The sequence below is a fragment of the Flavobacterium profundi genome (assembly GCF_006491645.1).
In the GTDB taxonomy this organism is placed as follows: domain Bacteria; phylum Bacteroidota; class Bacteroidia; order Flavobacteriales; family Flavobacteriaceae; genus Flavobacterium; species Flavobacterium profundi.
The window spans coordinates 179,364-205,491 of record NZ_VDCZ01000008.1 but is presented as its reverse complement, the minus strand read 5'-3'; the positions used below and the strand labels follow the sequence as shown (position 1 = coordinate 205,491).

14 protein-coding genes are annotated in these 26,128 nt (G+C 33.4%); 7 read left to right on the top strand and 7 right to left on the bottom strand.

Going from position 1 to position 26,128, the window contains the following annotated elements:
• Positions 1–130: 130 nt before the first annotated feature.
• Positions 131–1,135, bottom strand: coding sequence for a class 1 fructose-bisphosphatase (gene fbp, locus FHG05_RS11860; RefSeq protein WP_140998243.1), 1,005 nt, complete (start codon positions 1,133–1,135; stop codon positions 131–133).
• A 267-nt stretch (positions 1,136–1,402) separates the two neighbouring features.
• On the opposite strand from fbp, the gene FHG05_RS11855 reads away from it, so the two are divergent.
• The 5 genes from FHG05_RS11855 to FHG05_RS11835 all read left to right on the top strand — a co-directional run bounded on the left by FHG05_RS11855 (position 1,403) and on the right by FHG05_RS11835 (position 10,973).
• A complete protein-coding gene (locus FHG05_RS11855; RefSeq protein ID WP_140998242.1) occupies positions 1,403–1,882 on the top strand; it encodes a GNAT family N-acetyltransferase in 480 nt (159 codons plus the stop codon).
• Positions 1,883–1,919: 37 nt separating this feature from the next.
• The gene (locus FHG05_RS11850) at positions 1,920–3,173 is read left to right on the top strand and encodes an aspartate kinase (RefSeq protein WP_140998241.1); all 1,254 of its coding nucleotides are present in this window, start codon (positions 1,920–1,922) and stop codon (positions 3,171–3,173) included.
• Positions 3,174–3,243: 70 nt separating this feature from the next.
• Complete coding sequence (locus tag FHG05_RS11845; RefSeq protein WP_140998240.1) at positions 3,244–6,642, top strand: hypothetical protein; 3,399 nt, start codon at positions 3,244–3,246, stop codon at positions 6,640–6,642.
• A gap of 67 nt (positions 6,643–6,709) precedes the next feature.
• Complete coding sequence (locus tag FHG05_RS11840; RefSeq protein WP_140998239.1) at positions 6,710–10,216, top strand: T9SS type B sorting domain-containing protein; 3,507 nt, start codon at positions 6,710–6,712, stop codon at positions 10,214–10,216.
• Between the two features lies 1 nt (position 10,217).
• Positions 10,218–10,973, top strand: coding sequence for an enoyl-CoA hydratase/isomerase family protein (locus tag FHG05_RS11835; RefSeq protein WP_140998238.1), 756 nt, complete (start codon positions 10,218–10,220; stop codon positions 10,971–10,973).
• A gap of 125 nt (positions 10,974–11,098) precedes the next feature.
• Here FHG05_RS11835 and FHG05_RS11830 read toward each other — a convergent pair whose 3' ends face one another.
• On the bottom strand, positions 11,099–11,716 hold the full coding sequence (locus tag FHG05_RS11830; protein ID WP_140998237.1) for a 2OG-Fe(II) oxygenase: 618 nt from the start codon (positions 11,714–11,716) through the stop codon (positions 11,099–11,101).
• A gap of 99 nt (positions 11,717–11,815) precedes the next feature.
• Here FHG05_RS11830 and FHG05_RS11825 point away from each other — a divergent pair, with 99 nt between their 5' ends.
• Entirely contained in the window at positions 11,816–12,268 is a 453-nt protein-coding gene (locus FHG05_RS11825) for a 6-pyruvoyl trahydropterin synthase family protein (RefSeq protein ID WP_140998236.1), read from the top strand.
• A 73-nt stretch (positions 12,269–12,341) separates the two neighbouring features.
• On the opposite strand, the gene FHG05_RS11820 is transcribed toward FHG05_RS11825, so the two are convergent.
• From FHG05_RS11820 to FHG05_RS11810, 3 genes are read right to left on the bottom strand one after another with little or no spacing between them, the layout of a single operon-like run.
• Positions 12,342–14,216, bottom strand: coding sequence for an OmpA family protein (locus tag FHG05_RS11820; protein WP_140998235.1), 1,875 nt, complete (start codon positions 14,214–14,216; stop codon positions 12,342–12,344).
• An 18-nt stretch (positions 14,217–14,234) separates the two neighbouring features.
• Complete coding sequence (locus FHG05_RS11815) at positions 14,235–15,173, bottom strand: PorP/SprF family type IX secretion system membrane protein (RefSeq protein WP_140998234.1); 939 nt, start codon at positions 15,171–15,173, stop codon at positions 14,235–14,237.
• A 56-nt stretch (positions 15,174–15,229) separates the two neighbouring features.
• Positions 15,230–22,222, bottom strand: coding sequence for a fibronectin type III domain-containing protein (locus FHG05_RS11810; protein WP_140998233.1), 6,993 nt, complete (start codon positions 22,220–22,222; stop codon positions 15,230–15,232).
• A gap of 173 nt (positions 22,223–22,395) precedes the next feature.
• Here FHG05_RS11810 and FHG05_RS11805 point away from each other — a divergent pair, with 173 nt between their 5' ends.
• Entirely contained in the window at positions 22,396–23,148 is a 753-nt protein-coding gene (locus FHG05_RS11805) for a UDP-2,3-diacylglucosamine diphosphatase (RefSeq protein WP_140998232.1), read from the top strand.
• Here FHG05_RS11805 and FHG05_RS11800 read toward each other — a convergent pair.
• Both FHG05_RS11800 and recJ read right to left on the bottom strand, forming a co-directional pair.
• A complete protein-coding gene (locus FHG05_RS11800; protein WP_140998231.1) occupies positions 23,145–24,413 on the bottom strand; it encodes an MFS transporter in 1,269 nt (422 codons plus the stop codon). The two genes, FHG05_RS11805 and FHG05_RS11800, sit on opposite strands and share 4 nt — an antisense overlap.
• Positions 24,406–26,115, bottom strand: coding sequence for a single-stranded-DNA-specific exonuclease RecJ (recJ, locus tag FHG05_RS11795; RefSeq protein WP_140998230.1), 1,710 nt, complete (start codon positions 26,113–26,115; stop codon positions 24,406–24,408). The genes FHG05_RS11800 and recJ overlap by 8 nt, the downstream gene beginning before the upstream one ends.
• Between the last annotated feature and the right edge of the window lie 13 nt (positions 26,116–26,128).

Sequence of the window (26,128 nt, the reverse complement as noted above, 5' to 3'; positions counted from 1 at the left end):
TTTTCTAAAACTAATCTTACGCATTCTAATTTAAATGCATAATCGTACTTGACTTTTCTTTCCATAAAAATACCCCCAAATAGTGTCTAACTTTTTGGGGGCAGTGCAAAATGGGTCGCTTTTTTTATTATTAAGATTCCTTCATAAATGCTTCCGCTTTCTCAACCATGTTTTTACTTCCACAAAAGAAAGGAACACGTTGATGTAATTCTTCTGGCTGTAGCTCCATTATTCGATTGTACCCATCAGAGGCTTTACCTCCTGCTTGTTCCGCTAAAAAAGCCATAGGATTACATTCATATAATAAGCGTAGTTTTCCATTAGGCGCTTTTGAACTTGTAGGGTAAATATAAATCCCTCCTTTTATCATATTGCGATGAAAATCAGATACCAAACTTCCAATATAACGAGACGTATAAGGTCGATCACCTTCTTCCATTTGGCAATATTTTAAATAATTTTTCACACCTTGTGGAAAATGGATGTAATTTCCTTCATTTATGGAATATATTTTACCATCAGGAGTAAACTGCATATTAGGATGCGATAAATAAAACGTACCAATTGCAGGATTTAGTGTAAAACCATTTACTCCATGACCAGTAGTATAAACTAACATGGTGGAAGTTCCATAAATAACATAACCTGCTGCTACTTGATTTATACCCGGTTGCAAAAAATCTTCGAGTTGTACTGGTGTTCCCATAGGTGTAATTCTTCGATACACTGAAAATATTGTTCCAACGGAAACATTCACATCAATATTTGAAGAACCATCTAACGGATCCATTAAAACTACATATTTGTTATTGTGTCCTTCATCTGAACCAGCCACGGTTATAAAATCATCATTTTCTTCTGATGCAATACCGCAAACAATTTCTCTATTGATTAGGGTTTGGATAAAAGTTTCGTTGGCAAAAACATCTAACTTTTGTTGATCTTCACCTTGCACATTTTGTTCACCAGCGGCGCCTACTATATCCACTAAACCTGCTTTATTAACTTTATAATTTACAACTTTTGCAGCTAAACGTATTGAGTTAATGATGCGAGATAACTCACCTGTAGAATATTGAAAAGAATTTTGATTTTCAATAATAAATTCACCAAGGGTTCTGTTTTTTTCTTCCATATTTACGAAATCGATGTAGTTGTGTTTAGGTGGCAAATATCGGCTTTTTTATAAAATATATAAACACAATTGCTCACTAAAATTGTGAGCTATTTTTTAAAATTTCACTTAACACATTTTTAAAATACATAAATATAAAATTTTGTTACAAAAATACATTTTGTTGAAAAAATATAAAATAATGTTTAATTTTGAAGCTTTAAAAATAACCTAATTTATCTTTTGTGATATAAACAAAGTATGGTAATTTAGCTTAAAAATATAAAAATGATTATTCGAAAAGGTACCATTCAAGATATGCCAGCTGTATTGGCACTAATAAAAGAACTAGCAGAATTTGAAAAAGAACCAAATGCAGTTGAAGTTACCGTTTCAGATTTAGAACGCGATGGATTTTCCAATACTCCTTTATTCCAAACTTTTGTAGCTGAGCTAGACAATGAGATAATTGGAGTTGCATTATACTATTACCGTTATTCCACTTGGAAAGGAAAAACTATACACTTAGAAGATTTAGTGGTTAAAGAAGACAAAAGAGGAACAGGAGCAGGATTTGCTTTGTATTCTCAGATTATCCAACAAGGTCATCAAGAAGGAGTTAAGAGAATCGAATGGAATGTATTAGATTGGAATACTCATGCAATTGCCTTTTATGAAAAAAGTGGCGCGAATATACTTCAAGATTGGAAAGTAGTACAAATGAACAAAGAAGGTATTACACATTTCATTTCCACATTAAACAAGTAATCAACAACATATAAAATAAAATAATTTAGGTCTTCTTATGAAAATTTTCAAATTTGGTGGTGCTTCTGTAAAAGATGCAGAAGGAGTGAAAAATGTAACTTCTGTTTTAGAAAAAGTAGGTTTTAGAGATACACTAATTGTGGTTTCTGCGATGGGTAAAACTACCAATGCTTTAGAAGTAATTATTAAAAATTATTTTGAAAAATCAAGCCAATTGCATCCATCCGTACAAGAGGTTCGAAAATACCACAATCAAATACTACAAGACTTATTTACAGATGAAGATCATGAAGCATACTTTACTGTTAATGCTCATTTTGATGATTTGGAATACTTTTTAAGAAGTAATAAATCTCCTAACTATAATTTTGTGTACGACCAAATTGTAAGTTATGGTGAAATAATTTCAACTACAATTGTAAGCTATTATTTAAACGAAAGAGGTATTAAAAATACCTGGTTAGATGTTCGTAATTTCATTAAGACTGATACTACTTACCGTGATGCTAATGTGAATTGGGAACAAACACAAAACTTGATTAACAAAAAAATTGAAAAAGATGAATTATACATCACACAAGGTTTTTTAGGATCGGATTCTAATAATTTCACTACTACTTTAGGTCGTGAAGGTTCCGATTATACGGCTGCTATTTTTGCATATTGCCTGAATGCTGAAAGTGTAACGATTTGGAAAGATGTACCCGGAGTTTTAAATGCCGATCCGCGCTATTTCGAAGAAACTGCACTTTTAAATCAAATTTCATACAGAGAAGCTATTGAATTAGCCTTTTATGGAGCAAGTGTAATTCATCCGAAAACATTACAACCGCTACAAAATAAAGAAATTCCTTTATTTGTAAAATCTTTTATTAATCCACTTTTACCAGGCACAAGTGTTTCCAAAGGAGCAGATTTAGAACCACAATTGCCTTGTTATATTATTAAGAAAAATCAATTATTGCTGTCTCTTTCATCTTTAGATTTTTCCTTTATAATGGAAGAACATATTAGTGAGATTTTTGCATTGTTTCACGAACATAAGTTAAAAGTGAACTTAATTCAAAATTCAGCAATTAGTTTCTCCGTATGTATTGAAGATAAGTTTCATAATTTTCCCGATGTGAAAGAAATTCTAGAACAAAAATTTAAGATTGCTTTCCACGAAAATGTATCTTTATATACCATCAGACATTTTGATGCAAATGCAACACAAATTGTGGAAACAAATAAAACCGTATTATTAAAACAAATATCAAGAGAAACCTTACAGATTATTACAAAAGAGTAATAAGCGATACGTTTTTTTATAATAAATTAATCCATAAATACTACTTTTGAAAAATAGGAGTTATCTATTTATGACAAAAAAGTGGTTTGTATGGATTTTTTGTATGCTATTTTCTGTTACTTTCAGTCAGGAAAGAACAAACCATTATCAAACCAAAAAAATCCCTATTACTAAAGACACTATTTTTTTAGAATCGGTTAGTATTAATCCTGCTTTTTTTTCAATCAAAGACAAAAATCAAAACAAAATTGATTCGACCTATTACAGCATTAATTTTCAAAAAGCCAGTCTTGTTTTTAATGAAAATTGTAACGCTCAAGATACTTTAGTAGTTGAATATTTAAAATTTCCAGAGTTCTTAACCAAAAAATATAGTATTTACGACGAACAAAAAGTAGTACCTAATGAAGCTGGTGTCGTTTATACTATCAAAGAACCGAATCAAAATCGATTCATTCCTTTTGAAGGATTAAATACGTCTGGAAGCATCTCGAGAGGCATTACTGTGGGCAACAACCAAAATACAGTAGTTAATTCTAATTTAGATTTACAAATTACAGGTAAAATTTCAGAAAAAGTTAGCATACGAGCATCCATTCAAGACAGCAATATTCCTTTACAAGAAGGAGGTTATTCACAAAAACTGGATGAATTTGATCAAATTTTCATCGAATTAGCCTCAGACAACTGGAGCGTTAAAGCGGGAGACTTATTTTTGGAAAACCGTCAATCTCAATTCTTAAATTTCAATAAAAAAGTACAGGGCCTTTCAACCCAATTTACATTGGGAACACCTGAAAAAAAAACCACCATTTTAGGAGCGGCAGCTTTAGTTAGAGGTCAATATGCTCGAAGTACCTTCATTGGGCAAGAAGGAAATCAAGGTCCGTATAAACTAAAAGGAAATAATGGTGAATTATTTGTACTGGTGATTTCTGGTTCTGAAAGAGTGTATGTAAACGGAGTGCTTTTAAAAAGAGGAGAAAATAACGATTACATTATTGATTACAATGCGGGTGAAGTTATTTTTACATCACTTTTCCAAATTACCTCTGAAATGAGAATCATTATAGAATATCAGTTTTCAGACAGAAATTACTCACGTTTTTTAGCTTATTCGGGAATACAACATGAACAAGAAAAATTCAGAATTGGTGGATTTGTTTACTCAGAAAACGATATAAAAAACCAACCCCTTCAGCAAAATTTATCGGAAGAACAAGTTACGGTTTTACAAAATGCAGGTGATGATTCTAGCTTAATGAATGCTCCTTCTGCTTATTTAGACACCTATTCTGAAAATAAAATTTTGTATCGAAAAGCACTTTCAGGAACCACAGAAATCTTTGAGTTTTCAAACGACCCTAACGACGAACTTTATAATGTTCGTTTTACTTTTGTGGGACAAAACCAAGGGAATTATATCCTTTCGAATACAAATACTATTGGGAAAATCTATGAATACATTGCTCCAATAGCAGGCGTTCCACAAGGTAGCTATGAACCCGTTATACCTTTAATAGCACCGAACAAAATTCAAATTGCAACCTTACTTGGTGGTTATAATCCTTCGGAAAAAACCAACCTTAATTTTGAAATTGCCATAAGCAACAACGACAAAAATTTATACTCTTCATTAGATGATGCTGATAATCAAGGAGTAGCAGGCAAAATAGAAGTAACGCAAAGACTGTTTTCAGGAAAATACAATTTAGACGGTTTTGGAAATTTTCAATTTATAAATAGGGATTTCAAAACTATTGAACGGTTATTTAATATTGAATTTAATAGAGATTGGAACTTAAATACACCTTTAGGCAATCAAAGCTTACTGACATCTGGTTTGAATTTAAATTTACAACAAAATGGATTTGTAAAATACCAATTGGAGAAACTAGATTTTTCTGAAAATTTCTCAGGAAACAGACATCTTGTAGAATCATTCATAAAAATGAAAAAAACCACTATTTCAACAAATTTTAGTGCTTTAAAAAGTTCCAGTAGTACTTCAGAATCCACATTTTTAAGAAATCAGAGTCAAGTTAGGCATCATTTCAAAAAGAATTGGATTGGCACAACTCTTCGATTTGAAAACAATAAAGAAAAACTACTACCTGCAGAAACTTTTACCAATAACAGTCAAAGATTTTTAGAATATGGTGCTTTTGTAGGTCGTGGTGATTCTACTACTGTTTATGTAGAATTAGGATATTTACATCGAATAAATGACAGTTTGCAAAGTAGAAGTATTCAACGAGTGAATCAATCCAATTCCTATTATTTAAAATCCCAATTAATAAAAACAAATACGAGTAGCTTATCTATTTTTGCAAATTATCGCTTATTAGAATATGAAGAACCTCAAAAAGAAGATGAACCTTCATTCAATTCAAGAGTTTTATACAACAATACATTTTTCAATAAATTACTACAAGCCACAACTACATATGAAACTACTTCTGGAACCATTGCACAACAAGAATTTACCTATCTAGAAGTAGAGCCAGGACAAGGAGTATACATGTGGAATGATTACAATACTAATGGCGTTCAAGAACTACAAGAATTTGAAGTCGCCCCATTTTCAGATCAAGCAAAATATGTTCGTGTTTTTTTACCCAATCAAATTTTCATTAGAACCCATCAAAACAAATTCTCACAATCTTTAAATTTCAATGGATTGGTTTGGCAAAATGAAACGGGTTTGAAAAAGCTACTCTCCTATTTTTATAATCAAAGTTCGTTTTTAATAGAACGCAAAATACGTAGAGATGCTACAACTTTTGATTTAAATCCTTTTTCAAACCATGAAAATAGCATTGGTCTAAATAATAGTTTTAGAAATAGTTTGTTTTACAATAGAGGTAAACAAAAACATTCTATGATTTACACCTACTTAAACAATAAAGTTAAAACCCTTTTAAATATTGGTTCTCAAGAAACCAATATTTTTTCCCATCAATTTCAGTACAATCATTTACTAGCGAAAACATGGCTAGTACAATTTCAGTCTAGCATTGGAAACACGACCACTGAATCTGAAAATTATTCTAGCAGAAATTTTGACATCAACAATTATACGATTTACCCAAAAATCTCTTATCTATTTTCTAAAAATGCGAGTTGGGATATTTTTTACGAATATAAAAATCAAAAGAATCAGATTCTAGCTTTAGAATCATTAGAACAAAATAGAATTGGAAGTTCCTTTTCCTTTAATAGTGAAAAAGGGTTTACTATTAATGGGGAATATTCTTTTTACAATAATAATTTCAATGGTAATTCCTTATCGCCTGTTGCCTTTCAAATGTTACAAGGTTTACAATCAGGTAAAAACAGTGTTTGGAGGCTACTCTTACAAAAGAATATCACTAAATATTTAGACATTAATATTAATTATCAAGGTAGGAAATCAGAGACAAGCAAAACAATTCATAATGGAAATATCCAATTGAGAGCCTTTTTCTAATTCTTTTTTAAAAAATAAGCTATAAACTTAGTAACTTTACGAAATTTTAATTTTATCATCCCTAATAATGAGAAAATTACTAGCTATATTATTTTTGGTCTTACTAAGTTTTTCTTCTTATTCACAACTTAGTAATAAACATTGGATACCTCCTTTACATTGTCGATCTAATTCTACAGTAAACGACCATTATATTTATTTATCTACACCAGAAGCTGCTCCTTTTCAAGTAACAGTTACTTTAGGAAATGGCGTTCCTTTAGCGGGTTCCCCTTTTACCCTATCACAATCTAATCCCGTTCGAATAACTATTGGAAATTCCCAACCTTCCATAATGTTTTTAGGACAAAATAACGTAAATACCGTTGAATCAGATAAAGGATTAATTTTACAAGCTTCTAAAGATTTTTATGTTAGTTTTAGAGTTCAATCTCAAAATCATGCAGAAATATTAGTCCCAAAAGGGAGAACAGCCTTAGGAACATCATTTCGAGTAGGAAGTTTGCCTCAATTATATGATAGTGCTATTAGAAATTTTGTAACAAGCTTCATGGCAACTGAAGATAATACAACCGTAAATGTTTCTGATTACGGTCCTGGCGTTACCTTTATTCTGCCAACTGGTACCACTACTGTCACTTCACAAACTTTTGCTTTGAACAAAGGACAATCTGTCGTTTTATCTGGCTATACAGACGTAATAGCCAATAGAAATGGTTTTATAGGTGCTTTAATTACTTCGGATAAACCAATTGTAGTAAATACTGGGAATGCAACAGGAGGCACTGGTCCAGATCCTGGAAATGGAGCTTCGGGACAAGATTTTAATCTCGATCAAATCGTAGGATATAACAATATTGGGCAAAAATATGTTGTAGTTAAAGGAAATGGTAGTAATAATTCTGAATTGCCACTAGTAATTGCTACCGTAGACAATACACAAGTATTTGTAAATGGAAACACCTCACCTATAACCACACTTAACTCAGGTGATTATTTTACCATTCCATCAAACAACTATCAAGGTAGTGGTACCAATAGAAATATGTACATAGAAAGTAATCAACCCATTTATTTGTATCAAATTTTAGCTGGAAATCAAAATGATGCCACTTCAGGTTTAAATTTCATCCCACCTTTGAGTTGTTATTGGCAAAAAAGTGTGAACATGATTCCTGATTACAATGTGATTGGTAGCAAACCTTATACTCAAAGTGGTGTTATTGTGGTTACAGAAATGGGCTCAACAATTACAATAAATGGAACGCCAACAACCTCATCACCTCAGTCTGTAAATGGAAATTCAGGTTGGGAAACCTACAGGATAGATGGCTTAAATGGTGATATTGTAGTAGAATCTACTGGAGCCTTAGCAGTAGGTGTTTTTGGGTCAGATGGTGTTTCAGCTGGTTACGGAGGTTATTACTCCGGTTTTGGAAGTCAACCTATAGATACTTTTATAGATGTTTGTTCAAATACAACTATTGATTTATACGACGCCATAGAAGGAAATCCAATTCCTGGTGGTACATGGAATCCTGCATTAAATAGTGGCACAAATCTTTTCGATCCAAATATAGATCCAGCAGGCACTTATGAATATACATATGACATTACTTGTGATGGTTTTACAGTAACAGAAACTGTAGAAATTACTGTAACTATTCAAACAGCACCAAATGCGGGGTTAAGTACTTCAAGATCTTATTGTACTTCTGATGCAGACGAAGATTTATTTACGCTTTTAGGAACTTCAGACACCTCAGGTTCATGGACGTTTAATGGTAACCCAAGAACAGATGGCATTATTCATCCAAGTAGCGATATCTCAGGAGACTATACTTATACGATTGAAGCAAGTGGAGGATGTGAAGCAGTTACCGCAACCGTAACAGTAACCATTAATACAGCACCCGAAATATTTCCAGTTCTTCCTTATGAACAATGCGACAATAATTTAGATGGAGATGATACTAATGGTTTTGTTGATTTTATTTTAAGCTCAAGGAATAATGACATCTTGCAAGGTCAAGCCAACATTGCTATTACTTTTCATGCATTACAAAGTGAAGCAGAATTAGGCACCAATGCATTACCCAATAATTATTATTCTAACTCTAAAACTATTTATGTTCGATTAAGAAGCACGATTACAAATTGTGTGGCAATAAATACAATAGATTTAATTGTACACCCATTGCCCATCATTCAAAACAATATTATTTTAAAACAGTGCGATACCGACAATGATGCTGTAACAAGTTTTAACTTAACACAAGCCAATACCATTATATCGAATGAATCTAATGTAAGCTTCACGTATCATACTTCACAAATAGGTGCATCTAATAACACCAACATAATCACTGACGATGTGAATTATATAGCTCCGAACGGAAGCATAGTTTGGGCAAGAATTGTAAACACTAACAATTGTTATCGCACAACTCAAGTTAATTTAGTTGTTTCTGCTACAACAATTACTCAAAATAATAGTTTTGATTTATACGAATGTGATGATTATATAGATGTGAATGACCCAGATAATGATGGCATAGATTATTTCAATTTGAATGATACTACTAATCCAAATAGAGATGCAGTCCAACATTTTAAAAACCTTTTCCCATCCAACCAAAATGTAACAGTAACTTTCTATGAAAATGAAACAGATGCTTTAGCTGAAATAAATCCAATAGTAAATCTGACTAATTTCCGAAATAGCATCCCAACTTTACAAACATTATGGGTACGAATTGATAGTAACTTAAATAACGAATGCTTTGGTTTAGGACCGTATTTAAATCTTCACGTTGTAGCTATTCCAGAACTAACCTTAGGCGTTGATTTTACCCTTTGTGTGGATCCAATTTCAGGTCAAGGTTCGCAAATAGTAGATGCTACACCAATGAGTTCTGGTAATTATGTATACCAATGGAGTCCAATGAATGCAAGTTTAGACAGTTTGGGTAATGAAAGTTCACAATTTTTAATAACAGAAGAAGGTACTTATTCAGTCATTGTTACAGATATTATTTCAGGTTGCTCCAATTTTGATACTATAGTAGCCACCTATTCTTCTGAACCTTCAATTTTTGAAGCCAATGTAATCAATCCTAATTTTAGTTCAGGATTAGCTACTATTGAAGCATTTGCTTCTGGTGGTTTTGGAACTTATGAATACAGTTTGGATCAAATTACTTGGCAAATGAGTCCTACATTTACCAATCTTTCAAACGGAAGCTATACCGTATATGTGAGGGATATTTTAGGCTGTGGAATACTTTCTACAAGGAATTTATACGCTATTACTTATCCTGCTTTCTTTACTCCAAATGGAGATGGATATAATGACACTTGGAATATTGAAAATTTACCTCAAGAGTACGAAGCCAAACTCTACATTTTTGATCGTTATGGAAAGCTAATTAAGCAAATAAGTCCTTATGGTGAGGGTTGGAATGGTACTTTCAATAATCAACCCCTTCCTTCTTCGGATTATTGGTTCATACTTGAGTATAAAGAAAACGGAAATATAAAAGAATTTAAATCGCATTTTAGTTTAAAAAGATAACATGGAACCTCGTATTACAACAACTATTCAGAATCACATTGCTATCATTTCATTTTTTCATCCTGCAGGAAATTCTTTTCCTAGTTTGCAATTACATCAATTAACTCAAGAGATCAATCAAGTAGGAAAATCAGAAAATATACATGTAATTGTTCTAAAAAGTGAAGGTGAAGGTGCTTTTTGTGCTGGAGCATCTTTTGATGAATTGTTACAAGTTTCCAATTTAGAAGAAGGCAATCATTTTTTTTCAGGCTTTGCCAATGTTATTAATGCCATGAGAAAGTGTCCAAAATTAATTATTGGTCGAGCACAAGGAAAAGCAGTTGGTGGTGGCGTAGGCTTGTTAGCGGCTTGTGATTATGTACTCGCGCATGAAAATGCAGCCATAAAATTGTCTGAACTCGCTATAGGAATTGGGCCATTTGTTATTGAACCAGCCGTTACAAAAAAAATAGGTAAAACCGCAATGGCAGCTATGACATTAGAAGCCACCCAGTGGAAAAGTGCCGCTTGGGCAAACGAAAAAGGATTATTTTCCCAAGTTTTTTCATCTATGGAAACATTAGATGAGACCGTATTACAATTTTCAGAACAATTAGCTAGTTATAATCCAGATGCATTGTTAGAAATGAAAAAGGTTTTGTGGGAAGGAACGGAACACTGGGACACACTTTTATATGAAAGAGCCGCTATTTCTGGTCGTTTAGTACTTTCCGATTTTACTAAAAAAGCATTAGCACAATTTAAACAAAAATAAAGTATAATTACATTAAGCTTTCAAAAGGCTATTGTTGTAAAATAGCCCCGGTTGTAGCAAGTTACCTTGTAACGCGGAAAACGGGAGAAGAAGTGTACTGAAAAAAAATGTAGTGCTCCTATAAATTATAATTTTCGGGTTTTTAACCAACCCGTAATACTTAATCTTTCTCTACGAACCGGTTTTACCTCGTGTTCTAATATTTGGCTTTCAAAAACAACCATTCTTCCTTTTAGAGGAAATACATTAATGGTTTCATCATCTTTATAAATGGCTAATTCTCCTCCAAAATCTTCGGTCCAGTCTTCTTCATTGAGATAACAAACAATCGATAATTTTCGACTATCATCATTTTGAAACGTATCTAAATGTCTTTTATAGAAAGTTCCAATTGGATACAAAGCATAATGAAATTCTCGTTCTTGAATTCCAAGAAAACAAGTACGGTTTAAATAATTTGTAAAATGTTCTATTTTATCGAAAAAAACAGCTTCTGCTTCGTTTTTTTGGGATTCATCTATCCATGAAATAAAATCACCACGAATTGTTTTGATAATTTGTTCATTGAACTGATTGCCAATAGCTGCTTTTTTAAATTCATCTTCCTCATATTTTTTCAATAGACTGTCTCTAAGATTTTCTACTTCTTCGACTGAAAAAAAATCATCAACAATGCTATATTGTTGTTGTAATAGGTCTTGGATAACCTTCTCATATTTTGGAATTAAGACAAATTCGCTCATAATGCTATTCAAAAAAAGTGAGCAAATATAATGCGAAAAAAGCAACAAAAAACAAGAATTAAAATTTAGTAACTTTGCAGAAATATAGGATTATAAAAAATGAGTAAAATTAGAATTACAAAACAGTTTTCATTTGAAACAGGTCATGCCTTATATGGTTATGATGGTAAGTGCAAAAATGTACACGGACATAGTTATAAGCTTTCTGTAACTGTTATTGGAACACCTATAACAGACACTTCTAATGTAAAATATGGAATGGTGATTGATTTTACCGATTTAAAAAAAATTGTAAAAGAAGAAATTGTGGATCTTTTTGATCATGCGACTGTCTTTAATAAAAACACACCACATGTTGAATTAGCACAAGAATTAAGTGATAGAGGCCATCATGTTATTTTAGTAGATTATCAGCCAACCAGTGAAAATATGGTAATTGATTTTGCTAAAAAAATACAAGACCGTCTTCCTGGTGGTATTCAATTGCACTCGTTACGACTTCAAGAAACGGAGAGTTCTTTTGCAGAGTGGTTTTCTTCTGATAATATATAAAACAACAAAACCCTTAAAGAAAATTCTTTAAGGGTTTTTAATTTAATTATAAAAATTGATATTAACTAATTCACTATTTTTTTACAATTAAAAATTCTGAGCGTCTGTTTAGTGCATGTTCTTCTTCTGTACAATCGTTTCCACAAGCTACCTTTGGTTCGCTTTCTCCGAAACCTTGTCCTGAGATTCTTTCCTTACTTATTCCTTTAGAAATTATATATTGAACAGTAGCTTTTGCTCTTCGGTCTGATAAATCCAAGTTGTATTTATCACCTCCTCTACTATCTGTATGTGATTTTGCGAAGATGATCATTTCTGGATGCTCATTCATTACTACAACTAATTTATCTAACTCTTCCGCTCCTTGCGCTGTAATATTGCTCTTATTGAACTCAAAGAATATCGGTTGTAAGATTACTTCTGTTTCAGTAATAATTGGTTTAATTGGCTCTAAATTAGCGTCCACAGTCGTAGATCCGTTTGGAGAAGCAGGCATTGTAAAAATACCATCTTCAAAACCTTCTTTAGAGATTTTAAAAGTATATACTTTATCACATTCTACTTCAAAACTTTGTCTACCCGTTCCATCACTAGAACCCGAAGTAACTAATGAATTTGCATTATCTAAAACATTAATTAATGCACTTTCAACTAATTTTCCTGTAGTTGCGTTTTTAACTATTACAATAGCATTCACGCCACAAACTGGGCTTGCCATATACAAGTTATCCACTCCATCTCTGTTACTAGAGAAGAATCCCATTTTTTTAGAAACATTGTAGCTAAAAGCAAAATCATCTTTTGTTGTGTTTACTGGATCACCAATATTAACTGCATCAGTATTTGCATTTAAGTCTGCTTCAAAAATGTCTAATCCTCCAAATCCTTGTTTCCCGTCTGAAGAAAAGTATAACATGTTCTCACTTGTTATGTAAGGAAAACTCTCATCGCCAGGTGTATTAATTTTATCTCCTAAATTCACTGGAGTTCCATACTCATCACCATTTACACTTACTTTCCAAATGTCTTCTCCTCCTAAACCTCCAGGCATATCAGATGAAAAATACAAAGTTTTACCATCTTTGCTAATACTTGGATTACGCAGAGAATATTCCACGCTGTTAATTGGTAAAGGTTTTAAATCAGACCAACTTCCACCTTCTTGCTTAGTAGTTTTATATAGATACATTCTACTAAACTTAGATTTTTTGTCTTCTGATTTTTCAAATTTATTTTCATTAAAGCTTTCGCTTGTAATATACATGGTATTTCCGTCAGCTGTAACAGTAGCAGGCCCATCGTGCCATTTAGTATTTACACTTTCAACTAACGTTGGTTCGCTCATAGTTCCATCTTCATTGTAAATAGCTTGATACAAGTCTAAATAAGGTTGGTCGTTCCATCCATATGTTTTTCTAGCTTCATTTCTGGCACTAGTAAAATAGATGTAATTATCATCTGTAAGAATCGCACCAAAATCGGATTTATCACTACTAATTGTTGATGGTTTTATATCGAACAAAGGCCTTTTAGCTTTTAATTCCGTTAAATAATTTGGATTACTTTTAAAGGCTACAGCTCTTTCATCTTTAGGTTTTAATTCAGCAAATTGCTCCATTTGTTTTTTAGCTTCATCGTACTTTCCTTCCGCTTTTAACATTTGAGCATATCTAAAATAGGTTTCTGCATCTTGTTGTTTTCCTTCAACTAATTTGGCATACCATTTAATTGCTTCTGTAGTATTGAATACATTGTAATAACTATCGGCTAATCGTTTTTGAACATACGCATCTTCGTATCCCTTTTCAGTCAACTTTAAATAAGCGTTTGCAGCATCAATATATTCAAATCGTTCATATAGTTTATCGGCGTCTTTAGTCTTTGCGTTTTGTGCACTTAGCAATCCACTAGCGATTACAAAACTTAAGGTTATATATAGTTTCTTCATGTCTTTATCGCTTTTAAATTAAAAATATCGTGGTGAACGAGATACTTTTCTTGGGAAGTTCAAGTCAAATAATAAAATAATCTCGTGGGATGAAGGTGTGGTTACCTTCAAGTCAGAGACAATATGATCATATGCATACCCTATTCTTATGTTAGGTGAAACCGCATAATTAATCATGGCTCCAAAACTATCTTCAATTCTATATGTCGCACCAATTTCAAATTTTTGATTAAACAAGAAATTAGCTGAAACGTCTAAAGAAGGAGACACATCGAAAGCAGATTTTAACATAAAGAAAGGTTTGAATTTAACTTTTTCATTCAAATCAAATACATAACCCCCTGTTAAAAAATAGTGACTTGTTTCTGCTCCAAATTCATATTGAGTTCCAGAATCATTAATTGTTAAATGTGTTTTTCTTAAGAAATTAGGAACCGATAAAGCAATGTAATATTTATCGGAATAAAAGAATAATCCAGAACCTAAGTTAAAATAAGTATTACTTACATTTTGCCCAAAAGCCGGATCAATAATAAAATTATCTTGCAAAGAAGGATCAACGTCACTTAATAAACCAATTTTTTGCATGGTTAAACCTGCTTTAATTCCGAAGGCTAATTTATGAGTATCTCCTAAATTCAATGTATAAGAAAAATCTCCAAATACATTATTTTCCTCAACAGGTCCTAATTTATCTGACACAACAGACAATCCTAACCCTACATTTTTACCTGTCGGCAAATGACCAAAAAAAGTAGCTGTAGTAGGAGCATCTTCAATTTCAATCCATTGCTTTCTGTATAATAATCCCATAGAGAGACTTTCTTTCGACCCTGCATAAGCAGGATTAATTACACTCATATTGTACATATATTGTGTATAGTGCGGATCCTGTTGCGCAAAAGTGTCAAACGTAAAACCTAAAGCAACTATGGCAACTAGTATTAGTTTTTTCATTGTTAATATTTTGTAGTTAAGCAGCTTTCATTAAGAAATGAAAGCTGCATTATTTTTTATTCTCCTTTGTTGATATAGACCCAACCTGTTACACTTTCTCTATCATAGAATTCGATGGTGTAATAGTATGTTCCAGAAGGAAGCGCATTACCGTTATCTTGTTTACCACCCCATTCATTCGTGTAATCATTCTTAGAGTAAACTTGAAGTCCGTATCTATTAAACACTTCCACTTTTTTCACATTAAAGTTAGAAAGATCCCAAGTGTCATTATTGCCATCGCCATTAGGAGAGAATCCTTTAGGAATAGTACAACTTATTGTAGTTATTGTAAATTCACCTGTACCATAACAACTTTCATTATTAGTAGCGTTTGGAGTAAATGTATAAACTACAGTACCTTTAGTAGATGTAGAAATACTTGAAGGAGACCAAGTTCCATCCACTTCAATCATAACTGGATTTCCAGATCCATCCAAAATAATTTGCCCATAGTCATCTGTTTCTGGCACTTCTACTGTAGGAAACTCAACAGTTGAACCTTGACAAACTTCTTGCTCACCTAAATCAAATGCTGCTTTTTCCTTAACCACAATTTTGAAAGGTTTAGAATAACATTGTACAACTCGATCATAAGTAGTTAATGTATAGTTTCCAACTCCCAATGGGTTTGTAAATGTCACATTAGGTAATGAGATTGTTTCTATTGGAATGTATACCTCATTTGGTAAACTATTTAAATCTAACATTGCTAATTCAAAATCATAATCTGCAGAATACAAACTATAAACTCCAACATTCGAATAGTCTGAGAAAGTTGTATTCCAATCTGTAGCCTCCCAATCCGCTGGATTCCATGTTGTAGAAGGTAAAACCGTACCTGAAGCAATTCTTCTATAATTATATCCAATACCAAATGGAAGATATGGCGGATAATTATCTTGACCCCATACATCAATATCGTTGTCCGATAAATCTGTCAATCTAATATTATCGTTGTTATTAATTTCTATAGCATCATATGAAAGATCAGGAACAACTCCACCTAAATTAGCACCATCTCCTATTTTTATAACAACTACATCATCATTATTTAAGGTGCCTGACAAAGCGGTTTCAAAAGCAGGAGTAGCAGTTGGATAACCACCACCATTATAAATTCTCAATTTATAATTACCTAAATTAACCGCAGCACCTGTTCCATTATAAATCTCTAGATAAGTCAACTTTCTTGTAGGAGAAGTATGTGCATCTGTAACTTCAGATATAAATATATCCGTTGGGAAATTTAATTGACTTGTTAAAGGAGAAGTAATTTCAATAGCAACACTTTCTCCTTCGTCAACACAATATCTTGCAACTGGATTATCTGGATCAATAGTACCGATTGGCTCAGGGTCTGAATCAATTGTTGCATAAGGCACAGAAATTATAGTAACCGTAGCATTTATATTTGATAATGTATTCGAACATAAAGTAGTAGAATTAATGATTTCCAATAAACTAACCTCTAAACTCATTACTTGACTAGGGTCATCTATAGTAGGTATTGTAATGGTATATGCACCACTTGCGTCAAGAGTTAAAGTTTGAGTTGCACCTCCATTAACACTATAGTTTACTGTTGCATTAGCAGTTCCATTAACAGTGAAAGCTGCATCACTACCTATACAAACTATATTATTAATAGCCTCTAAGCTAGTAATAGTTGGCAAAGGTAAAATTGAAGCGGTTGCTGTATTATTTAAAGGGTTCACACAAGTTCCATCATTAATTAGAGATAATGTTATTATAACATCATCAGTCGGACTTGGCACCACTATAGTTGCAGCACCACTAGCGTCTAAAGTAGCATTTACTGTTGTACCACCATCTATTTGATAATCAACAGTTGCATTTGGACTACCTGTAATCGTAAACGAAGCATTAGAACCAGGACAAAAATCTTCCGCAGTTACTTGAGTAACAAATGGCAATTGATTGATAACAACGGTATATGGAGCTGAATTTACTGCACATTGACCTGCATTTGGCACAAAAGTATAGGTTGTTGTTTGTGAATTATTTACAGCAGGACTCCATGTACCTGAAATTCCTTCGTTTGAATTAACTGGTAAACTAAAAGTTGTTCCAGCACAAAATGGCCCAATTGGGTTGAATGTCGGTGTAATAGTCGGATTTACTAATGTTATATCATTTGAATTCCCAATATTACATCCGTTAATTATAACGTCAAAATTTGTATAAACTCCAGCATTTAATCCGTTAAGAACTATTTGACCATTTAAATTTGCATAATAGGTTGTTGGCCCCACCGCTACAGTATCATCAGTATAAGCAATAGAATAACCATCACTTGGATTTAATCCTGAAATAGTGATGGAACCGTCAGTAGCATTACAATAGGTTGGGTCTTCATAAGTAAATACTGGAGTAGATTGAATTGCAAATTCTGCAGAATAATAACTACCATTGTTATCTACTAATAATGTATCCAAACAATCTGTAGTAGAATCATAATCACCTACTAATTCATAATAAACATCAATACGGTAATTACCAAGAGCTAAAGTTGTTAAATCTACAACAGCAGAAATAGCATTCCATTTTTGATCACCTGGATCACATGTTCCTCCAGATGGGAAGGATCCTGCGTTACAGTCATCTAATAAAGGAAGCGCTAAACTTGTAAACATTCCAGGTGTTGCACTCACTTCGTAAATTCTATACTTCATTTCAACTGAGCATATATTGGAAGAAGTACCTTTATGTGTTCTTAATTCTCCTCCATTTAAGATTAAACTTCCTGAATTTTGAACATATGTTCCTAAATCGGAATTAGGGAAAACATTACCTGAAGGACCAATTAAATCAGTACCATTACCCGTAACATTAAAATATTCTCCACTTCCAGTAGTTTCACAGTTTTGAATATTTACAGCCGTTGCTATAATATTTAATTCACACGCTGGTAAAACGGTAATATCCATTACAAAAGGTGAACCACATTGTCCAGAATTTGGAGTAAAAGTATATTGTCCAGAAGTCATATTATCTACTACAGATGGCGACCAAGAACCGGTAACACCATTATCAGAAGTTGTAGGAAGCACCGGTGCAACATCTCCAGCACATATCGGTGCAGGTTGAATGAAACTTGGCGTTACTTGGTCTCTTACAATAATTTCAAGACTTGTTGGTCTTGCACACTGACCTGGATCTGGTGTAAAGATATATTCTGTTGTTTGCGTATTATCTACAGTATCAGGTGTCCAAGAACCGGTTACACCTTCTAAAGATGCGGTTGGTAAAGTAATAGTTTCACCCTCACAAATAGGACCAATCGGGTCAAAAGTTGGATCAAACTCATTGGTGTAATTTAATAATACAGTTTGAGTAGTAGGTGTATCAACCCCATCACATGAAGTGTAAATCGCTTGAGCGGTCATCCTTGTTGTAGCATTTATACAAACGCTAATATCTGTATCCGTACTATAAAGAACATTGTCTTTATACCAAGCAAAAGTTACATTAGGATTCCCATCAGGTATAAATCTCCATGCTTCTTCTGATGCTGACCAAGCTCCTGTATTTCTTCCAGCTGGTACATGAGCAATTGTACCTGCTGCATTTTGAAGTCCAAGGACACCAACTCCAAATTGCCAAGTTGGACAAGGTACCCTATTTTGAACGTAAACATCAATAACATTACTGGTTTCGTATAATACAATTTGACTCGATTGTAAGGGAACACTTGTACCACAACTATATTGTGCTAATCTGTCAATACTAAATACCAAAACTCGACAAGGTTCGCTACCAAAAATTTCATAATTTATAATTGGTTGTGTATTTACACTTGGATCTGTATCTTGGTACACCCCATAAATTGCATTTTTGATTGGAAAGGTAGTATTCGGTATTGTTTGATTAAAACTCCATGGAGAAAATGAACCTGGAGCAACTGAGTTAAAAGTAAGTACTCCATTTGAGCTAACACTACATGAAGTGTATACTTCTCCATAAAAACAAAAATTAAATGGCAATTGTATTACATCAGACCATCTATCATCATCTATAATATTGGTAGCTGTTGGACTATCAGGTTGAAAAGGAAGATTAAAAGGTATTTGTTCAATTCTGTAAGTATTAGTTTCTCCTGTTTCAAAATAAGATGCCGTTAAATTGACACAGTTATCATTGGAACATACCTCAATTACTCCATTATTGGGGTTATCTATTTCTACACTTCCACATGCTTGTAGTCCATCTGAAGAATATGTTATGATTGGTACTGAAGACCATTCACTCATGTTCCCTGGACCACAAATTGCTCTAACGTATACATCATAACTTCCTGTTGGTACACCAACAAGTGTAGCTGGATTGGAATTGACTATCGTTCCAGTATCAGAAGCTGTAGGAGGAGTACTATTTCTTGGTATATAAATTACTTCCCATTGAGTAGCTGTTCCCGTTTCGGTCCAACCCATAGTAAATTCATTACCATTAGTATTTACTAAATATAAACTGATAGGTGCAGGACAAGTTGGTGGTGGTCCACAAGTGATAGTAGCATCCCATCCAGAAGAAGTAGTTGCTCCATTAGAATAAAACTTAAATGTTAAACAACCACTTGGATCACTAGACGTAAAATTTGGAGGAAGATTAGATCCTGAAAAAGAACCAAGCAAAACTCCAGAATCATTTGGCCCATTATAAATTTCTAAAACATCAAAATTTGCTTGAGTATTAAAAGAATTGAAACTAACTGTAACAACGTCTCCAGGTATATTTGGACATATCGTATTAAGAATTCCATCTACTAACCCATTTGGGTAATTTCCTGCAGCACCTCCTGGATCATAATAATGATCTCCTGCACAATAATCAGGAGTAGTCTCAAATACAATAGGACCTGACCATACACTAGTATCTGAACCCCCACAAATGGCTCTTACATAAACTTCATATATGGTTGAAGAATTTAAACCCGTTGCTACAAATGGTCTTGTTGATGTTAGCACACCACTAACACCTGATCCAGGATAACCTATCCCTCCTAATTGTACGATAACCTCCCATTGTGTAGTTCCAGCGTTATCCGACCAGTTCACGTAAGCTGAATCAGAATTGATATTCGAAACCACAATATTAGTTGGTTGTGGACAAGTAGGTGGGGTACATTGTACGACACCATTGTATAGTTGGGAATTTGCACTACCGCTTCCTGGTTGTTTTAAGAAAATCACATTATTTGCTGTTGGTTCAATAATAGAAACTCCTACCTCTTCAGGGTTAGAACTTGTAGGTGCTGGATCCCAGTATAAAACAAAAGGTTGATTGTTACATAAAGGAACTGAAACTTGAATATGATTGGTACCATCAGAAACTGTTGGCCCAGTCAAAACAGCAACAACAGTTCCATTTTGGCTTACGTTCATTGTATTTCCTTGCCAACCATTACCTAAAGAATCCCATAATTCGAATACATAATTACATTGTTCTGTAGGCAAACACAACAAAGTCATATAGGTGTATGGTCCTTCCCAAGCACTAAATGTACCATCGTTACAATCTGCTCTTACCCAGTATTCATAATTCGTTCCAGGATTCAATCCCGTAACTTGATAGGCTGTATTATTATTCGTCTGAGTTCCAGAACTTGATGGAATACCTGTTCCTACAGGTTGATTAACTACTTCCCAAGAAGTAGCACCACTTGGATTTCCCCATGACAGTTGTACAGAAGTATTCGTTAAATTATTGATTGTTAAATCTGTGGGTTGAGCACAACTTTCCCTTTGAATGACTAAATTATAATTTATACCTACGTTAGTAGTTAACGAAGATATTACAATATAATAAGATTGTCCTGCTGTAACTGAAAAATTGTTAATCTCTCTAGGGTCACTACCGCTATTAGCAACACCTTCAAGACAGCTAACACCAATATTAGCACAAGAACTATAAACAAATAAAGAAGAATTCCCTTCAACTGGATCTGAAATAATACTTACAGTTCCTGTAAAAGTTGGTGTAAATTCATATACTACATCGTTACCAGCTAGATAATTGGCAGACCCACCAGCACAACTTGAACCTTGTGGACCCGTAAAATCATTACCATACACATTTGTATTATCTGTAGTACTATAAGGTACTGTAGTAATCTGAATAGGATCGCTACAATCTAAACCTTGAGGTAGCGTTTGTGTATTGAAAGGTCCTACCCATACACTTGTTACGCCTCCACTACAAACCGATCGAATATACAATTCATAAGTTGTATTTGGAATTAATCCCGAAATTGTAAATGGCATTGAATTGACAATAATACCACTTCCAGAAGGTGATCCTCCATTTGGATAAATATCTACTTCCCATTGTGTGGCAGAACCATTTGTTCCTAAACTTAATTCAACTGAAGTAGAAGTAATATTGATTTCAGATAATGGTGCTGAAGGTGGTAAACACGCTTCAGTTAAACGAACCGCATCAATTAACCAACCATCTCCAAAAGTTGGAGTTGTAGTCCCAGTTTGTAAATGCACTTTAACAAATGCAAAATATACGTTTGGAAAAGCAGCTAAAGAAGATATATCTACTACTTTTTCATTGTACTGATCATAAGGAGTATTTAATTGATTTTCATCCCAAGTTTGCAAAGTCGTAAAACTATTAATATCTGTTTGGGAAGTTGTAGAATATCTTAATTCAAAGATGGTTCCAGAATTTCCTACAAATTGTTGCCTCGTTTGAAAACGCAGCTCAGAATTTGCATTGAGCCCTGTTATAGCTGGAGTTACCATCCATTTGTAGGAGGTATTGCCTTGCCCAACGTTTTCTCTGGGAATGTATGCAGATTGCGTTCCTCCATCTGGATACACTAACACTCCTGCTGTAGTAACATTCCAGTTGGAAGTTCCACTACCACTAGTAAACACTGCCCAACCCGTAGGGGGAAAGGTTCCTTCGAAATTCTCAGGTAATTGAGAATATCCAATAAATGTTACTAATGACATGAAAAAAAGTAATAATTTTTTCATTCTATAAGTTTTTAGTTAAAATTTGATTAATATTTCAAAGTTAACAATAAATTAATGCCATTAAATATCTACCGACAAAATGTATTTTTTCATCGTTAAAATGCATTTTTTAAGTTTCTGAATCTTTATATTTTTTTGCTTATTTTTGTCTTTGAAAATCAATTGCTAAACCTTTGAAAAAAACACCCAAGATTTATTTCGCTTCAGACCAACATTTTGGTGCTCCTACTCCTGAAAAAAGTTTTCCTAGAGAACAGAAATTTGTAGCTTGGTTAAATTATGTAAAACAAGACGCAACCGCTATTTTTTTATTAGGTGACTTATTTGATTTTTGGTTCGAATACAAAACAGTTGTTCCAAAAGGTTTTGTTCGAGTTTTAGGAAAATTAGCTGAAATAAGGGATTCTGGAATACCTATTTATTTTTTTGTAGGAAATCATGATTTATGGATGCATGATTATTTTGAAAAAGAATTAAACATTCCTGTTTATCATGACAATCAAGAATTCACCTTTAATGAAAAAACTTTTTTAATAGGCCATGGAGATGGAAAAGGACCTGGAGATAAAGGTTACAAAAGAATGAAAAAAGTGTTTACAAACTCTTTTTCAAAATGGCTTTTTAGATGGTTACATCCTGATATTGGAGTTCGTTTAGCGCAATATTTATCTGTTAAAAATAAATTGATTTCTGGAGCAGAAGATGTTAAATTTTTAGGAGAGGAGAACGAGTGGCTCGTTCAATATGCCAAACGAAAATTGGAAACAAAAAACTACCATTATTTTGTTTTTGGACATCGTCATTTACCCATGATTATCGACCTAAATGAAAACTCAAAGTATATTAATCTTGGAGATTGGATTGGTTATTTTACTTATGGTGTTTTTGACGGAGAACATTTTGAATTAAAAGATTTTAAAAATTAAGATTCTTTTTCCAAGTCTTCCACTTCTTTTTCTAAATCCAAATTTCTAAATTTCGGTGACACATAAGCAGTTACCAAAACTGTACCAATGGTCATACACCCACCAAAAACAACAGCTCGCACTGCACCCATTAATTTAGCCGTTACTCCACTTTCAAAAGCACCTAATTCATTAGAAGAACCAACAAAAATTGAATTTACAGAAGATACTCTACCTCTCATATGATCTGGTGTATGTAATTGTAAAATAGTACTTCGAATAACAACCGAAACCCCATCCGCGACTCCACTTAAAAACAACGCAAAAACTGAGACCCAAAAAATTTCCGATACACCAAAAAGGATGATACTACCTCCGAAAATGAATATTGCAATCAATAATTTTTTTCCAGCATTTTTATTTAATGAAAAATAAGCAGATGCCAACATGGTTACAATGGAGCCAACAGCAGGTGCAGCTCTTAAAATCCCAAAACCTTCCGATCCAACCTTTAAAATATCTTGAGCAAAAACAGGCAATAATGCAACTGCTCCGCCAAATAAAACGGCAAACATATCTAATGAAAGCGCTCCTAAAATAGTATGGTTTTTAAATACGAAACGCACCCCTTCTTTTAAACTTTGAAAGACAGGCTCACCAATTTTTGGATTTAAAATGGGCTTTCTCTCTATTTGACTCAACCCTAATAAAGCCAAAACTGTAAAACCAAAAACCAAGCACATAGACCAATGAACTCCAATAAAACTTATTGAAACCCCTGCCAATGCAGGCCCAAACATGGCACCCATTTGCCAAGTAGAACTACTCCAAGTGGCAGCATTTGGATATGTTTTTTTAGGAACTATTAAAGATAACAATGAAAAAACTGTAGGACCTATAAAGGCTCTAACCAAACCTCCTAAAAAAACCAATGCATAAATGATAAGCAATACATTTGAAACCGACAATGCTTTTTGAATACTAGGAATCGTAATCAAAAAAAGCCCTAAACTTACTGTAGAAAAACCTAATAAACATTTTACTAACAATGCTTTTTTCTCGTTTTGATCTACTATATGTCCTGCGAACAATGCCATTGCAACTGCAGGAATAATTTCCATTAGACCTATAAAACCCAAGGATAATGGATCTTTTGTAATACTATATACTTCCCATTCAATAATTACAAACTGCATGGCCCAAGCAAATACCATTGCAAAACGCATGAATAAGAAAAAACGAAATTCTTTAAAACGCAAGGCTGCGTAAGGGTCTTTTTTAGCCATTATTCTCTTTTATTGCTCTAACATTCAATTGTAAACTCACTTGATTATTCCATTCATTTTCATCAACTACATACGCCATTTGAAATTCTTTTTTACCTTGTACCAAAGGAAAATATTTTCCTAATCCAAAACCAATGGCACCAATTCCTGCTTCTTGCGAAGTTTCAAATTGCTTTACATATAGTTTTAAATGTTCACCCTCACTACCTAAGGTCTTGGCAAAACCGGTATCAAAAACTGAAGCACTCATAAAAACAGGATGCATGTTTTGGGGACCAAAAGGTTCAAATTCTTTTAAAATTCGGACTAATTTTGGTGTAATATCCGAAAAATCAATTTCCATATCTATCGTAATTTCAGGAATTAATAGTTCGGGATTAATGGTGTCTTTTACCACATCTTCAAAGGCTTGTTTAAAAACCGAATAATTTTCTTCTTTTAATGTCATTCCTGCAGCATACATATGCCCTCCAAACTGTTCTAAATGATGCGAACATGCTTCCAAAGCCTGATACACATCAAAATCTTGAACCGATCGTGCAGAAGCCGCTAACTTATCACCGCTTTTGGTAAACACTAATGTTGGTCTATAATAGGTTTCTGTTAAACGAGATGCAACTATTCCAATAACACCTTTATGCCAATTTTCATCATACACTACTGTTGTAAACCGAGTCTCTTCTTGGTTTTCTTTAATTTGATGAAGCGCTTCTTTGGTTATTTGTTTGTCTAAACCTCTTCGTTCTGCATTGTTTTCTTCAATTTCTTGAGCAAAGGTTTCGGCTTGTTTTAAATCGAACTCGGTTAACAACTGAACCGCATAATCACCATGCTTTATTCTACCTGCTGCATTAATTCTTGGCGCCACTATGAAAACTACATCGGTAATAGTTAAGGTTTTCTTTTTAACATTTTGAACCAAAGCTTTAATCCCTGGTCTAGGATTCGAATTGATAACTTCCAAACCAAATTTAGCCAAAACTCTATTTTCACCAGTCATGGGAACAATATCTGCCGCAATAGCTGTGGCTACTAAATCCAAATAAGGCACTAAATCCTCTATCGTTTGCCCTTTATTTCTCCCTAAAGCTTGAATCAATTTAAACCCAACTCCACAACCACACAATTCATCATAGGGATACGTACAATCTTCTCGTTTGGGATCTAAAACAGCAACGGCATCTGGTAAAACCGCTCCAGGTCGATGGTGATCACAAATAATAAAATCAATTCCTTTTTCTTTGGCATAAGCGACATGATCAACTGATTTAATCCCACAATCTAAAGCTATAATTAGTGTAAACCCATTGTCTTCTGCAAAATCAATTCCTTGAAATGACACACCATAGCCTTCTAAATAACGATCTGGAATATAAGTAGCAACATTGGAATAATCCGTTTTTAAATAACTTGAAACCAAGGAAACAGCTGTTGTTCCGTCAACATCATAATCTCCAAAAACTAAAATATTTTCTTGATTTGCGATAGCAGTTTCAATGCGAGACACTGCTTTATCCATATCTTTCATTAAATACGGATCGTGAAGATCATTTAAAGTGGGACGGAAAAAAGATTTGGCTTGTTCAAATGTTTCAATACCTCGTTGAACTAATAAGGTAGCAATGATTTCGTCTACCTGAAGGACTTCTTTTAAGGCTTGTACTTTTTCTTTATTTGGCTTTGATTTTAAGTTCCAACGCATGCTTGTTAATTTT